General features: G+C 30.6%; 14 protein-coding genes and 1 tRNA gene. 5 read left to right on the top strand and 10 right to left on the bottom strand.

What is annotated here, in order from left to right:
- Nucleotides 1-14: 14 nt before the first annotated feature.
- The 3 genes from KO500_RS14780 to KO500_RS14770 form a co-directional block, all read right to left on the bottom strand.
- A complete protein-coding gene (locus KO500_RS14780; protein ID WP_215957335.1) occupies nucleotides 15-1,145 on the bottom strand; it encodes a DUF748 domain-containing protein in 1,131 nt (376 codons plus the stop codon).
- Nucleotides 1,146-1,565: an arsenate reductase family protein gene (locus KO500_RS14775; RefSeq protein ID WP_252732533.1), complete on the bottom strand. Its 420-nt coding sequence runs from the start codon at nucleotides 1,563-1,565 to the stop codon at nucleotides 1,146-1,148.
- Between the two features lie 80 nt (nucleotides 1,566-1,645).
- Nucleotides 1,646-3,193, bottom strand: coding sequence for a hypothetical protein (locus KO500_RS14770; protein WP_215957334.1), 1,548 nt, complete (start codon nucleotides 3,191-3,193; stop codon nucleotides 1,646-1,648).
- Between the two features lie 144 nt (nucleotides 3,194-3,337).
- On the opposite strand from KO500_RS14770, the gene cls reads away from it, so the two are divergent.
- From cls to KO500_RS14755, 3 genes are all read left to right on the top strand, one after another.
- Complete coding sequence (gene cls, locus KO500_RS14765; RefSeq protein ID WP_215957333.1) at nucleotides 3,338-4,759, top strand: cardiolipin synthase; 1,422 nt, start codon at nucleotides 3,338-3,340, stop codon at nucleotides 4,757-4,759.
- 103 nt (nucleotides 4,760-4,862) lie between these two features.
- Nucleotides 4,863-5,333 carry a hypothetical protein gene (locus KO500_RS14760; RefSeq protein ID WP_215957332.1) on the top strand — a complete coding sequence of 157 codons (471 nt, stop codon included), beginning with the start codon at nucleotides 4,863-4,865 and terminating at the stop codon, nucleotides 5,331-5,333.
- Nucleotides 5,334-5,415: 82 nt separating this feature from the next.
- Entirely contained in the window at nucleotides 5,416-5,988 is a 573-nt protein-coding gene (locus tag KO500_RS14755; protein ID WP_215957331.1) for a hypothetical protein, read from the top strand.
- Here KO500_RS14755 and KO500_RS14750 read toward each other — a convergent pair.
- The 3 genes from KO500_RS14750 to KO500_RS14740 all read right to left on the bottom strand — a co-directional run bounded on the left by KO500_RS14750 (nucleotide 5,985) and on the right by KO500_RS14740 (nucleotide 8,727).
- Nucleotides 5,985-7,511, bottom strand: coding sequence for a GH3 family domain-containing protein (locus tag KO500_RS14750; RefSeq protein ID WP_215957330.1), 1,527 nt, complete (start codon nucleotides 7,509-7,511; stop codon nucleotides 5,985-5,987). The two genes, KO500_RS14755 and KO500_RS14750, sit on opposite strands and share 4 nt — an antisense overlap.
- A gap of 93 nt (nucleotides 7,512-7,604) precedes the next feature.
- Nucleotides 7,605-8,168 carry a type 1 glutamine amidotransferase domain-containing protein gene (locus KO500_RS14745; protein WP_215957329.1) on the bottom strand — a complete coding sequence of 188 codons (564 nt, stop codon included), beginning with the start codon at nucleotides 8,166-8,168 and terminating at the stop codon, nucleotides 7,605-7,607.
- A gap of 241 nt (nucleotides 8,169-8,409) precedes the next feature.
- Nucleotides 8,410-8,727, bottom strand: a complete 318-nt coding sequence (locus KO500_RS14740; RefSeq protein WP_215957328.1) for a hypothetical protein — start codon at nucleotides 8,725-8,727, stop codon at nucleotides 8,410-8,412.
- A gap of 416 nt (nucleotides 8,728-9,143) precedes the next feature.
- Between KO500_RS14740 and KO500_RS14735 the strand changes: the two genes are divergently transcribed.
- Nucleotides 9,144-9,632 carry a hypothetical protein gene (locus KO500_RS14735; RefSeq protein ID WP_215957327.1) on the top strand — a complete coding sequence of 163 codons (489 nt, stop codon included), beginning with the start codon at nucleotides 9,144-9,146 and terminating at the stop codon, nucleotides 9,630-9,632.
- A gap of 235 nt (nucleotides 9,633-9,867) precedes the next feature.
- Here KO500_RS14735 and KO500_RS14730 read toward each other — a convergent pair whose 3' ends face one another.
- The 4 genes from KO500_RS14730 to rseP all read right to left on the bottom strand — a co-directional run bounded on the left by KO500_RS14730 (nucleotide 9,868) and on the right by rseP (nucleotide 13,369).
- The gene (locus KO500_RS14730) at nucleotides 9,868-10,503 is read right to left on the bottom strand and encodes a hypothetical protein (protein ID WP_215957326.1); all 636 of its coding nucleotides are present in this window, start codon (nucleotides 10,501-10,503) and stop codon (nucleotides 9,868-9,870) included.
- A 19-nt stretch (nucleotides 10,504-10,522) separates the two neighbouring features.
- On the bottom strand, nucleotides 10,523-11,548 hold the full coding sequence (locus KO500_RS14725; RefSeq protein WP_215957325.1) for a YHYH protein: 1,026 nt from the start codon (nucleotides 11,546-11,548) through the stop codon (nucleotides 10,523-10,525).
- Between the two features lie 328 nt (nucleotides 11,549-11,876).
- Nucleotides 11,877-11,950, bottom strand: a tRNA-Asn gene (locus KO500_RS14720).
- Nucleotides 11,951-12,052: 102 nt separating this feature from the next.
- Entirely contained in the window at nucleotides 12,053-13,369 is a 1,317-nt protein-coding gene (rseP, locus tag KO500_RS14715) for an RIP metalloprotease RseP (protein WP_215957324.1), read from the bottom strand.
- A 164-nt stretch (nucleotides 13,370-13,533) separates the two neighbouring features.
- Here rseP and KO500_RS14710 point away from each other — a divergent pair, with 164 nt between their 5' ends.
- Nucleotides 13,534-14,211: an SCO family protein gene (locus KO500_RS14710; RefSeq protein ID WP_215957323.1), complete on the top strand. Its 678-nt coding sequence runs from the start codon at nucleotides 13,534-13,536 to the stop codon at nucleotides 14,209-14,211.
- The last annotated feature ends 96 nt before the right edge of the window (nucleotides 14,212-14,307 follow it).

Genomic DNA, 14,307 nt, shown 5'->3' with positions numbered 1-14,307 from the left:
TTATTTTAATTAGATTATTTCTTTTCGTCTTTATCTTTATTTTTATCTGATTTATTATCAGCTTCTTTTTCTGCATCACCAAAAGTAATATTATCATCAACAGTACCTTTAAATGCTTTAATCCAACCGTTTTTGACGGTGTTCATTATTGTTGGCAATACTTTTGTAGAAACACTAGTTAAATCACCTTCAAAAGGTACTCGTGTTGCTAAGGTATTATTTCCTTTATTCTTTAATAAGAATTTAAAGAAACCAACAAAACCTTCCCATAGTGTATTAAAAAAACCATCTTGCTCTTTACTTATAAGTTTAGAGTCTTTTAATAATGGTTTTACGTATCCTTTCAAATATCCATCTGCAATAGCAAGTTCACTAAATACATTAAAATTACCTTCAGCAAAATCAATACCAGCGTAATGGTTTGTAAAATCATTAAGCGCAGTAGCTGATGCATTTTCTAACGAAAGCGAAATATCCATATCTGGCACTTGTTTTACCAAGTTCATTTTACCATCCATTTTGAAATTTCCATCACCAATAGATATTGCTGTTGCATGAATTTCTGATGGTAATGTTCTTTCTTGTTGCACAACATTTCTAAGGTTTGTAGCTTGTAAGTTAACCTTATCCATGTGTAAATCAATAGTTGGTTCTGCGGTAAGTTCAACAAATGCTATTTTGCCATCTATAATTTCAAAATTGTTTATATCAATAGGCACCAAATCTGTCAAAGCCGTAGTCCAATCTTCAATATCAGGATCAGAAACCTCTTCTTCACCTTGATCTTCAAAAACATAAATTACTGTTGGGTGGGTCATTATAATTTCACTTACAATTTCACCATTCAAAAGCGATTTCCATTCTACAGAAATATCTGTTTTTTCGAAATCTAAAAATGGCACCTCACTACCTGCATCAACCTTATTTAAATATAAATCGTTAATTACATACGCACCTCTAATTAGTGAGATATCTATATCTTCAACATGACCGTAATATCCAGGAATATCGGCCAAAACCTTATTTACATAATTTTTTACAAAAATAGGTAATAGCAACCTGACTATAAGTATTACAGCTATTATAGCTACAGGAATTATATACCTCTTTTTCTTATATCTTTTTCTTGTTTTCTTGCCTTCCATCTATTTGCTTTCGTTCGTAATTCCCTTACTATCGGCTTCTAAATATTTTTTAAATTCAGCGCCAGATTTTAATTGGTAATATTTTTCACCAAAAACCAGAATAGGAAATTGAATTAATCTCGGGTTTTTCTCTAAAATTTTCATCCAATGGTGTGGTTCCATATCAATAAAATCTTCACCATATTCATTTTTAAAATCTGGATGGTCTACATCTAATAGATCTTTAACAGGAATATTTAAATTACTAGCTAATTCGCCCCATTGCGTTCCACTTACATTTGTTTTAGAAACATCTACTCCTAATACCTTTTTATCCGAAGATTGAACATAGGCGTAACACTGCTTACCTATACTACTTTCTGAATTATAATATAGTGTTATTTTTTTATTATCTGTTGAAATTACTCCCATATCGTCCATATCTTTAGTTTTTGACAAAGGTAGGTTAGAGTGTTGATTTAGAGTGGCGTGATTAAATTTATTATTAATCCAAATAAAATTCAATCTTTTTTACCATTGCCTATCATTGTTGAGATTATACCACTTTTTACATTCAACCATAAGTAGTTAAAAAATGATTTTGTAGGGTCTCTTTCCACTTCTATTTGACCATACCTGTAACCGTTAGTATCGGTTTTTGAGCCATCGTTAATGAAAATCTTACCTATAAAAGTTAAAAATTTATCTACACCCAATCCATTTTTTTTAAGTGCTAAAAATTTAAAATCTTCATATTTCATTTTAATATCACCATTAGATGCATAATCATTACCACCAATAGTAAAATACAATTCATTTATTACACCTGTAGCTTTCGCTTGTAAGTTCGACTTTAAATAATCGTTAATATATTTTGCATCAAAATTTTTAATAACCCCATTTGCTTTGAACATTTTTTTATCATTTTCTGTATAAAAGGTCCAATCTAATTTAATAGGTGCAACACCCATCAAATTTGCTGTGTTATTGAATTCAATTTTCAAATTATCAACATCAAAACTATTTCTTATAGTAGAATTCACATCTGTAAATAACAATTCACCAGGGTATGTACCTTTATTCACCAACTCAGAATATTTAATAGTTCCGTTTTTAACTTTCATAACAGGAATTCGAAGTATAAAAGGTAATTTTTTAAAAACTGAACTAAACATTGGTTTTATCGTTGTATCATCTGGCAATAATTTATTTCTATATATTTCAAGATTTAGTTTATCAAAAATACTTGACGCTATTAATAATGAAGCTTTACTATCTGTAGTTTTAACTGCAACATCATTTAGTTTTATTTCAGGAATTTTAAGATTTATATAATCACGCTCTTTGTATAGTTTACTTTGTAATTTTACTTTATCGTACTTAGATTTTAAACTAAAATTTTTGATTACCGTATTAATATCGTGTTTAATACTCTCAATTCTCAAAGCTTCAAAATCACCTAAACTTGCAACTATTACCCCTGTACTTCCTTTAAATGATTTATATAAAAAAGGAATTTTTTGAGCTAAGGTTTTTTTATTTACAATGATATCTGAAAATTGAAATGAAACTTTTTGTGCAGAAAATTCAATGCTGTCATTCACTGTATTAAATACTTTAATGCCAGAGTTATTAATTTTAAAATTCTGAATATTTATCTCTTTTTTAAACTGACTTTCTTTATCAATCGTTGTATCCTTTTTATCAACTTTGTAATATACGGTCTGTAAGCTATCAATATACACGTTTTGTAATATCACTTTGTCTGATTTCACCAAGCTGTAATAATTTAAGCCAGATATCTCTAACCTATTTACTAATACTTTTGATTTCGGATTGTCTTTTTGCAAAGAATCTATTTGAATACCTGAAAGTTCAAACTTATTATTCAGTAAGCTTATTTTTAAGTCATCGTAAGTAACGTTAATATTTTCGGGCGTTTTAGAGCTTAATAATGCTTCAATTTTTTGCTTAATAAAAAAGTGAGCAGTGGCATAACTTATTATTCCCAATCCGATAATTAGAATAAAAGCTGAAATGATTTTTTTATAGTGAAAATTAGATTTCAAGTTGTTTGGTTTTTATGAGTGTAAATTTCACCATTTTAAAAAGCGTTAGACAACCCAATCAATTTTATATTTAACCTAAAAAGATTAAGGATAAATAACTAATCGTATTAATTAGTACATTAACACCAAATAAGACCAAACAAAATGAATACTGTACTTTTTATAGCCTACCTTATTGTTACACTTTGGGCATTTGGCAGCATTGTTTTACACGGTTCAAGACCTACAAAATCACTGAGCTGGCTATTAACCATAGTTGCTTTACCCTTTGGCGGCCCCGTTCTATACTACCTGTTTGGTGTTAACCGACGAAAATTTAGATTCTTTAGGTTACGACAAACAGAAAAGCGTAAGCTTTATGACGAAACATATAAAAACATATCTACGAATGAAGAGGAAGCTAAAATCGCTACTGAAAATCATTCAAAATTAGCCCGCCTAATAAAAAGCAACACCTATTTTTCACCTTATTCTGGCAATGAAATAACAGTTTTAGATAATGGATTAGAAACTTTTGATGCTATATTTAAAGCCGTAGAAAATGCCAAAAAATTTATACACTTGCAATATTACATTTTTGAGCAAGGTGAACTGACAGACAAATTCTATGAGTTATTCAAAAAAAAGATAGCAGAAGGCGTTGAAATACGTTTAATATATGACTCTGTGGGCAGCTTTGCCTTTAGAGGTAAAATCATGAAACGGTTTAGATCAATTGGTGTTAAAGCTTATCCAATGATGCCATTGCGTTTTGGAAGCTTACTTTTTACCCTAAACTACCGTAATCACAGAAAATTATTGGTTATAGATGGTACAACAGGGTTTATAGGTGGTATAAATGTCACCGATAAATATATAAGTAAAGAAAACCCGTTAGGTATTTGGAAAGATATTCATATTAAGGTTGAAGGCCCTGCTGTTGATAGTATTCATCGTGTTTTTATAAAAGATTATCATTTTGCTAGTAAAGAAGAACTATTAATTAATAATAAATATTTGCCTAAAAATGAGATAAAAGGCGAGTCTACAATACAGATAGTTACTAGCGGCCCAGATTCAAAACAACCTGCAGTAATGCAACAGTATGTTGCAATGATTAATAGTGCAAAGAAAACGATATCAATAGCGAATCCTTATTTTATACCAGGTACTACTGTGTTACAAGCAATAAAAATAGCCGCACTAAGTGGTGTTAAAATTAATATTCTTGTTCCTAAAAAATCCGATTCATTGATGGCAAAATACAGCATGTTTTCAAGGTTTGAAGAATTATTGGCTATTGGTGTAAATATTATTTTACGTGATGATTTTTCACATAGCAAATTGTTAATTATTGATAATGAGATTGCATCTGTTGGTTCTGGTAATTTTGACTACCGTAGTTTTGAACACAACTTTGAAGCTAATGCACTTATTTACGACCCAAAGGTTATAAAATATATTTGTACAGAATTTGACACCTACTGCACCGATAATGAATGCTTAGATTATGAAAGGTTTAAAAACCGATCGATTGTTACTAAATTCATTGAAGGTTTAGCTAAATTTTTTAGTCCTTTACTTTAAGTATTTTCTTTTTGTAAAAGGGTTAATTATAAATTTAATTAGATTAATCATTAAAACTCCTTTAAATTATTTTTGCCTTGAACAATTTTAATTAAAGTTACACATGAAAAAGATTTTAGGAGTATTTGCTATTATTATTGCAACTACTATGACTATGCAAGCACAATCAATATCTAAAAATGCATTAGGACTACGATTTGGAGATAATGATGGTTTTGGAGGTGAAGTCTCTTACCAACGTCACTTAAAAGAAAACAATCGTTTAGAATTTGATTTCGGTTGGCGAAATTCAAATGATGTTGATGCCTTTAAATTGGTTGGTTTGTACCAATGGGTTATGCCTATTGATGGAGGTTTCAATTGGTTTGTTGGTGCTGGTGGTGGCGTAGGATCTTATGACACTGACGGAGATAATGGAACTTTTGCCTTGGTTGCTGGTGATATAGGTATTGAATATAATTTTGAAATACCTTTAGTTGTATCGCTTGATGCAAGGCCTGAACTAGGTTTTAATGACAGCTACTCTGACGACTTAGATTTTGATATCGCTTTAGGTATTAGATATCAATTTTAATACCAATATGAGAAAGAAAATATATACTAAAAAGTGGCTTATGGCCACTTTTTGTATTTTAACAATACAAATTTTCACAAGTATGAAAGAAGAAAATACAACACATATTATACCCAATTCAATAAAAGAAGAAGCCTTAATTGCCCTTTCTCACTATCCTGAATTAGAAAATACAGAAATAGAATTTAAGTTTAAAAAGAACATTAAAAAATCTATTATGCAGGCACAGCCTTCATTTTTAAGTCTGTTTAAAAGAAAAGAAAAAAGAAGCTACAAAATATTAATTAGTGAAAGCTTTGAAATAGAAGGAGAAAAATTTGACACGAAAGATATTCCTAAAAATGTAATGATTGGTTGGTTAGGGCATGAACTAGGTCATGTTATGGATTATAGAGATCGAAGCAGTCTTAATCTTATTTGGTTTGGGGTAAAATATCTTTTATCAGATAGTTCAATTAAAGAAGCCGAAAGAGCTGCTGATTCGTTTGCTGTAAATAAAAATATGGATGCTTATATTTTAGCCACTAAAAATTTTATACTTAATAATACGAGCCTATCAGAAGTTTATAAAGCTCGTATTAAAAAATATTACCTTTCACCTGAAGAAATAATGGTTATTGTAGCCGATAGAGACAAAGCATTACAAGCTGATTAGGCTTGTAAGTTGCTTGCAAAATCTTCCCATTCTTTAAATTTATCTTCACCCATAACGCGCTCCATCTTTACTTGGCCACCTTTCTTTTTATTAGCACCACTCCACTCATGAAAAACTTGAGGTGAAACTATTGTTACCTTTACTCCTTTTAAAGCTTTTGATCGGGCTACCTTATAGTTTTTGTTTGCTTCTTTTAAATGCTTGTCCAATTCAACAATCACTTTATCTTCATCTAAAACATCATCAGAGCCCAAATACCAACTGTGGTAAAAATCATCATCAAAACGTTTCGCACATAAGGTATATTCTGATATTTTTACACCAAAAGCTTCTTCTAAATGGTTTACAGCATCATCTAATTTATTAACCGACAATTGAGAACCTACAGTATTTAAAAAGAATTTAGTTCTACCTGTAATTTTAATTTCCGCACGTTCAATATCAGTAAACTCAATAGTATCACCAATTAAATAACGCCACGAACCTGATACTGTACTAATTACTAAAGCATAATCTTGATCTTTCTCAACTTCCGAAAGCGTTAATGAGGGAGCATCACTGGTAAGTGAACCATCTTGATTTATATACTCGGGCTTAAACGGAACAAATTCAAAATAAATACCATTGTTTGTCGCCAATTGCATTGCATCAGTCTCAGGTCTTGATTGAAAAGCAATAAAACCTTCAGATGCCAAATAAGTATCAATAACTGTAATTGGGTGTGCTAATAAAGCATTAAAACTCTTTTCATAAGGTCCGAAGGCTACACCACCAGAAGTATACACTTGTAAATTAGGCCAAATTTCATGAATATTATTTAACCCATGGTCTTCAATAACTTTTTCAAGCATTAACTCAATCCAAGACGGTATACCGCTTAGTGCTCCAATATCCCAATTTTTTGCATTGTCTGATATTTTTTGAACGCGCTCATCCCAATCTTCAATTTGAGCAATTTCTTCACCAGGCTTGTAATAATCACGAAACCAAAAGGGAATATTACTAGCGCTAATACCACTAATTTCACCCTCTAAATGTTCATCTTTCTCATCCAAATCGGTAGAACTCCCTAACATTAAAATTCCTTTTTCAAAAAATTCAGCTGGCAAATCAAAATTACTTAACGCAGAAACCTGATCAATACCCGTACTTTTAATTGCTGAAATCATAGCATCAGTTACCGGTATTCTTTTACTCGTTTTTCCTGTAGTACCAGAACTCAATGCGTAATAATCTGGCGTTCCTGGCCAAGTAACATTTTCTTCACCCTCATGAAGTTTATACCACCACTCACCGTTCAACTTATTATAATCAAAATATGGAAGCGTTGTTGCAAATTTTTTGGCAGGATTTTCAGCTTCTAAAATTGTAGCGAAATTATAATGTTGCCCAAAAGCAGTGTCTTTCGCTTTTTCAAGCAAATCAATCAATACTTTTTCTTGTTCTTCAATTGGGTTAGACTCTGGTGTTAACTTATCTTTTAAGTCTATCACTCCTTTTATTATTGATCCTAGAATTGCCATTTGATTATTTTTTTTGATTTATTATTCAGTAAAAAATCGGTAAGAATATTATTTTTCCGACCGATTAAATATAAAATTTATTTTACTAACTTATTAAGCTTTAGCAACTTGATTAGTGTGTTTACCTTCATTAATTTCTTCTATCATTTTATTAATAAAAGCAGGTAAATCTTCAGGGTTTCTACTCGTAACTAAACCACTATCAACCACAACTTCTTTATCAACCCAAGTAGCGCCAGCATTTAAAACATCACTCTTTATACTCTTGTACGATGTTACCTCCCTATTTTCAATAACATCGGCACTAATTAATAACCAAGGCGCATGACAAATAGCAGCTACAGGTTTATTATTTTTAAAAAATGATCTAATAAACTCTAAAGCATTCTCGTCAGTTCGTAGTGAGTCAGGATTAATAACACCACCTGGTAGTACTAAAGCGTTGTATTCTGATTGATTTGTATCATTCACCAACTTATCTACATCAATTGATTTTCCCCAATCCGTTTTATCCCAACTTTTTATTTTTCCTGTTTTAATTGAAACGATATCGACTTGAGCTCCTTCTTTTTTTAGTGCCTTATATGGTTCAAATAATTCTGATTTCTCAAAACCATCAGTTGCCAAAACAGCCACTTTTTTATTTTCTAATTTCATAACCAATTTCTTTTTAATTAACACTTGATTTTTTAGGGCTACGGAATAACCCTTTATAAAATTACGGCCTATTTAGCAATACAATTAGCTCAAACAAAAGTTAAATGGATGGTAATGAAACTTCTTACAATATAACCGTCTGTATAAAACAGAAAAGTCCTCAACTTGCGTTGAAGACTTTCAGTTGTAATCTACTTTTAGTTTTTGCCCTATAAACCACAGCAGATAACTTTATATAAATCTATTCATATAGGTTTGATATTTTTTTATTTTTAAATGATAAATAAAAAATGAATGCGAATACGGTTATAATGCTAATAATCAATAGCGAAAATATCAGTGATAACTCATTTTTTTTAGCTTCTAACAAAAACTGCTTTTCTTTTATAAGAAGGTTTACTTTGTAGCTATTTTTTAAAATATCTAATGATGTCATCATTTCCGGCAGTGAGGCATACAATTCATCCCCTATTGAAATAGCAGAAGTATTATTTAAACTATGGACTTCACTTAATAGTGAGCTTACTAGTAATACTATAATTAGAACAATTTTTTTCATGCTTTTACACAATTAATTTAAATGCTACTACATTTTTTTTAACACACAGTAGAATTCTTGATTGCTTAAGTCACTTTTCAAAATTTCAATAGCTAAATAAGTTTACATTCTTTACTCTTTAAAGAAATACTATCTAACAGGTTTGGTGGTATTTATTATTAAACATAAAGTTTGACAAATTAAAGATGCGAAATAATTCAAATACAAAAATAAACAATCAGTAAAAAGAAGTTGATAATCAACAAGTAAGAAGTTATTTTAAGTTTTAAAAATTAACTATTGGGCATTATAATCCTAAATTTTAGGTTACAATAGCCTGTATCATAAATTCTCATAGCCTTAATTTAATTTTATAAAATTAGCGTTTGTTAAGAAATTCATATATTTGATACTCAACAAATTAATATATAACAATTATGAAATACCTAATAATTTTTGCTGTTGCACTAACTATGTTTGCTTGTAAAGAGAACCCAGCTGAAAGTGCTGAACACAAAGAATTGGTTGCATCGCATGCTAGTATGAAAACAGCTCATGAAGCCATGACTACAGAACATGATGCCATGAAAGATAATCATGATGAAATGACTGAAGCGCATGCTAAAATGGAAAATGACTCATTACATCTTGAAATGGAAAAAGTACATAGTTCATTACTTGAAAAACACCAAGAACTTATTGATGAGCACACTGCTCTACTTGAAATGCATTCTGAGTTAGAACAAAAACATGCTACAGGTGTTGTTTCGCTTGAAGAAATGAAAGAAGAGCATGAAGCTATGGAGGCTGAACATGAACTTATGGAAAAAGAACATGAAATGTTAGCTTCTGAACATGCTAAAATTGCTGAAGAAGATAAAAAAATGATGATGGAAGATGCTGCGAAAGCAACAGAAGAAGAGTAATTTCAACTCATTTATTTAGTAAATACTATAAATCCCCATAACTAATGTTTACGGGGATTTTTTATGTTTTGTATTAAAACCCTCTAATTATTCCCTAAAAGGTTAGGCTAAATAAAAAAGTGCTCAATACTCAAAATCATTATAAAACAAAAAAGCCTTCAACTTTCGTTGAAGGCTTTCTATTGTTATATTTCCTAATCTTTTGCCTTTTAAAATTAAGAAAAGTAACTTTTACTTAAGATTTTGCTAAAATAATTTTTTGATTATTTCTTTTTTTAAATATTATAAAAAGTATAAATGCTATTAGTCCAAAAGCTAAAATGAACATTTGAGAAAATGTATTTGATAATTCCGCTTCTTTTTCTTGTAGCAAAAATTTTTTATTTTTTAAAAGTAAGTTGACTTTGTAATTATTTTTCTTATTTAAGATTAATGGGCTTCTTTGAAAACCTTTTTTTAAAATTAGCAACCTAGCTTTACTTCCTAATATATCTTTAAATACGCCACCGTCAAATTTTAGTTTTTCTATATCATTTGGTATTTTAATATGGTTAAAATACACCATAGTTTCATGACCTAGCTTAACGAAACTTTTATCTAACAAAACATATTCATCGTTATCATAAGCTATTTTTAAGGTCTTTTTGCAATACGCTAACAATTGCTTTTTAAACATTTCTGGTGTTTTATAAGGCGTATCTGCATAATGAAAACGCACTTCTTTTCTGAAAGCATCTAACGATGATGTTATTTGTAACGTCCATGTATTATCTTCTTGTTCAGCTAAAACTATGGTAGAAACATCTACACCATGCGCTAAAGCACTTAACGTTGAAAATAACATTAAAATAAGTAAATTATTTTTTTTCATAATAAAAATTTTACTTCTATTATTCTACTGCGTAAGCTCCATAAAAACAATCAAAAAACTCATTATTTTCTAAAGGCATAACATGATAATGATAACCTCTTGTTTCATCTTCATGACCTCTACAGTCATCTAAATCGGTAGGTTCATTACCTTCTGCATCTAATTGAGCATAAATTCCGTGACCATCTAAAGCATAACCAATCATTGCCGCATGATCATCATCTTGAGTAATTCTTGTGCTAAATCCCATATCGCCATGATAGTGATACCCTAAAGCGTTATTTACATGCCCGCCAGCATCATCTACTGGAGCAACTTGGTATGCTGCCAATATTACATCTAAATCTGCAGGATGATCAAACCTAACCCCATTAAAAGCTAAACCTCTAACATATGGCCCATATTCTACTCCTGCAAGGTCAATTGTTGGACCGTCACCTAATTGTATAGAAGTCTCTTGTTTTACAGGTACAATAGGAATTAAATATGTTTCTTGAGCCTCTATCCATTCAGGCAAGCATTGTGCACACATATTTTGATATTCCGCAGGTGGATTTGGTTGTGCACCGCCTTGGCATTCTTCTATGGTCTCTACTCTTATAACTTCTCCAGTATCTTCATCGTACATTTTCCAACCATCATCATTATAAAAAGTAGCTAAGTTTTCTATAAAAGCACCATCTAAATCAACAACTCCATCATCAGTAATCCATAGTCCTCCATTCTCTGCTCCGTCAGTAATATATTCTGGACACCAAGGTCCCATTTCATGGTCTAGGGGCGTATGTTGCGAAACTATTTGATAACAATCTGTTTCTGTACCATCTGAAAGTGTACAAGGTACCGTTGTTATTGTTATATAACCATCATCAACAAGAAACAGGCTAGAATCTACACTTAAAACTGTTCCATCAGTTGTAACCTCTTCATCTGTTACGGAATTATCATCACTATCACCACCACAGCCAGTTAAACTACACATTAAAATAACAATTAGTCCTTTTGCAATTAACTGCCCTACATTGTCTCTAAATTTACTTTTCATAACCTCATAATTTGTAAAAATTAATATTTAATTAAATGGGAATAATGATAAAAGTTTGGTTTTAACTACTACTTATATTTTTTGAAGATGAGAATTAAAATAAATAGTTATAGAGTCAATCAGTTAAAAGATGTTAATTTTCAGCAAGAACATGAATATTTTCAGTTCTGTAAAAGGAAAACTGTTTTAAATAAGAAGGTTTTAACAAATCGCAAATTTCTATTTCATACATTATCAATGAAATAGTTATACATATTATGATGTATTTAACAGAAGTTATAGAAATAAAAAAGCCTTCAACTTTCGTTGAAGACTTTCTATTGTTAAGCTCCCCCTCTTGGGCTCGAACCAAGGACCCTCTGATTAACAGTCAGATGCTCTAACCAACTGAGCTAAGGAGGAGTGTACTTTATCGCGTTAGCGGGTGCAAATATAATTGTTTTTTCAAATTAGCCAAACAAAAAAATATACTTTTTTTGTTTTTTTTTATTTACGCCTCTTTTTTTAAAAATATCCTTTAATAATATTCCAGATATCATTACCAAAAATAACGGCCATTAAGCCCATTATTATTACGAAACCAATTATTTGTCCGCGTTCTAAAACTTTTTCACTTGGTGCACGCCCAGTAATCATTTCATACAATAAAAACATTACGTGTCCGCCATCTAAAGCTGGTATTGGTAATAAGTTTACAAATGCCAACCAAACTGAAAACATCGCCATAAAGTTCCAGAAGAACATCCAATCAAATGATTCTGGCATCATACTTACAATACCTATTGGCCCTTTAACTGATTTATAAGCTTCAGTTTTAGGTTTAAATATAATCTTAAACTGCTTTATCTGTTTTGACAATACTTTTATAGTTTCAGAAAAACCTGCTGGTATTGCCGCTAAAAAGCTATAATCATCTGTCACAACAACATCATCAGTACTTAATTGCACACCAATAGCACCTTCTTCAGGAACCGTTAAGTTAATGATAGCTTCGCCACCATTTCTATTCACAACAATATTTAAAGGTTTATTAACTGAACCTCTAATTACTTTCGTAAATTCATTCCAATACGTAACTGTATTATTATTTACTGCTATTATTTGATCATTTGCTTGAAAACCTGCTTTTTCAGCTACAGTATTCGGCATTACTTTTGCTATAATCGCTCTTTGTCTAAAACCTAAAAAGTTTTTTCCTTGTGTTGCTAAAACATCTTTTATTCCTTCATCTGGTACTGCAAAAGTTACTTTTTCACCGTTTCTATCAACAGTAACGTTATCTGCTAAAAGGATATCTAGAGTTGCATCAGAAAATTTCTTAGATTTTTCACCGTCAATAGATAAAATTTTATCTCCGGTTTTTAATCCTATTTTCTCGCCAATTGAATCTACAAGAATACCATATTTTAAACTATCAGCTGGTATATATGTATCACCTTTTGTAACTAGTAACATGGTATAAATAATCCATGCTAGAAAAAAGTTTACGGTAACACCACCTAGCATAATAATTAAACGTTGCCAAGCTGGTTTAGAACGGAACTCCCAAGGTTGTGGTTCTTGAGCCATTTGATCCGTATCCATACTTTCATCAATCATACCGGCAATTTTCACGTAACCTCCAAGTGGTAACCAGCCGATACCATATTCTGTTTCACCTATTTTCTTTTTGAATAAGGAAAATTTAACATCAAAAAACAAGTAAAATTTTTCTACTTTGGTTTTAAAATATTTAGCTGGAATAAAATGCCCCAGCTCATGTAAAATTACTAATATTGATATTATTAATATAAAGGTAAGTATCTGTGTAACTACGCCCATTTAATGTCTTTTTTTAACTTTTCAGCGCCAAAAGTAAGCTTTTAGAAGGTCTAAAAAAAGTAAAGTAATTAGACCCGATTTTTTTTATGAAATTTTTAGTAGCATTTCTGTAAATAATCTTTAAAGTTTTAAAACTGCGTTAGTACCTTTGCTAAAAATAGATTATGCGTAGTTTTTTTAGAAAATATAGATTATTTGGTATTGTATTTTTCTGCCTATCTGCAGTAATTATTTATTTATTTTACAACGCATTACAACCAAAAAAAGTATTGCCTATTTATCAACCAGCAGATTTTAATCCTGAGTTGGTAGATTTATCATTACAACACGTAAAAAAATACCATACCATTGCCGATTTTTCATTGACCAACCAAAACGGAGAAACAATTACTAATGATACTTATAAAGACAAAATTTATATTGCTGATTTCTTTTTTACCACTTGCCCTACTATTTGCCCTATTATGACCGATAATATGGTTACAATCCAAAAAAAGATTTTAAATGATGATGATGTGATGCTTTTATCACACTCCGTAACTCCAGTAATTGATTCAGTCGCACAGCTCAAAAAATATGCAATTGAAAAAGGTGTTAATGAGCGTAAATGGAATTTAGTTACTGGTGATAAAAAACAAATTTATGCCCTTGCCCGAAAATCATACATGGCAGTAAAAACCGATGGTGATGGTGGCCCTTTTGATATGATACATACTGAAAATTTTATGCTCGTTGATAAAGAGAAAAGAATACGTGGTACTTATGATGGTACCAACCCTGAAGAGATAGAAAAACTACTAAGCGATATTGAGATTTTGAAAAATTCGTACTCCGAAAAATGATTTAGACCTTAATTAACCTTAAAAAATCAAATTTTAATAGCTTTTTAAGACCTTACTATAGGCTTTTTCTCTTATTTTTGCCTTAATTAAAATCAA

The organism is Cellulophaga baltica, assembly GCF_018861125.1.
Classification (GTDB): Bacteria; Bacteroidota; Bacteroidia; order Flavobacteriales; family Flavobacteriaceae; genus Cellulophaga; species Cellulophaga baltica_A.
Note: the sequence above shows the minus strand (reverse complement) of the source record. Positions and strands in the feature narration are given on the sequence as shown.

What these genes read in the sequence shown, in the direction of transcription:
- KO500_RS14780 (WP_215957335.1), bottom strand. Translation starts at nt 1,145, where the DNA reads ATGGAAGGCAAGAAAACAAGAAAAAGATATAAGAAAAAGAGGTATATA.
- KO500_RS14775 (WP_252732533.1), bottom strand. Translation starts at nt 1,565, where the DNA reads ATGGACGATATGGGAGTAATTTCAACAGATAATAAAAAAATAACACTA.
- cls (WP_215957333.1), top strand. Translation starts at nt 3,338, where the DNA reads ATGAATACTGTACTTTTTATAGCCTACCTTATTGTTACACTTTGGGCA.
- KO500_RS14760 (WP_215957332.1), top strand. Translation starts at nt 4,863, where the DNA reads ATGAAAAAGATTTTAGGAGTATTTGCTATTATTATTGCAACTACTATG.
- KO500_RS14755 (WP_215957331.1), top strand. Translation starts at nt 5,416, where the DNA reads ATGAAAGAAGAAAATACAACACATATTATACCCAATTCAATAAAAGAA.
- KO500_RS14750 (WP_215957330.1), bottom strand. Translation starts at nt 7,511, where the DNA reads ATGGCAATTCTAGGATCAATAATAAAAGGAGTGATAGACTTAAAAGAT.
- KO500_RS14745 (WP_215957329.1), bottom strand. Translation starts at nt 8,168, where the DNA reads ATGAAATTAGAAAATAAAAAAGTGGCTGTTTTGGCAACTGATGGTTTT.
- KO500_RS14740 (WP_215957328.1), bottom strand. Translation starts at nt 8,727, where the DNA reads ATGAAAAAAATTGTTCTAATTATAGTATTACTAGTAAGCTCACTATTA.
- KO500_RS14735 (WP_215957327.1), top strand. Translation starts at nt 9,144, where the DNA reads ATGAAATACCTAATAATTTTTGCTGTTGCACTAACTATGTTTGCTTGT.
- KO500_RS14730 (WP_215957326.1), bottom strand. Translation starts at nt 10,503, where the DNA reads ATGAAAAAAAATAATTTACTTATTTTAATGTTATTTTCAACGTTAAGT.
- KO500_RS14725 (WP_215957325.1), bottom strand. Translation starts at nt 11,548, where the DNA reads ATGAAAAGTAAATTTAGAGACAATGTAGGGCAGTTAATTGCAAAAGGA.
- rseP (WP_215957324.1), bottom strand. Translation starts at nt 13,369, where the DNA reads ATGGGCGTAGTTACACAGATACTTACCTTTATATTAATAATATCAATA.
- KO500_RS14710 (WP_215957323.1), top strand. Translation starts at nt 13,534, where the DNA reads ATGCGTAGTTTTTTTAGAAAATATAGATTATTTGGTATTGTATTTTTC.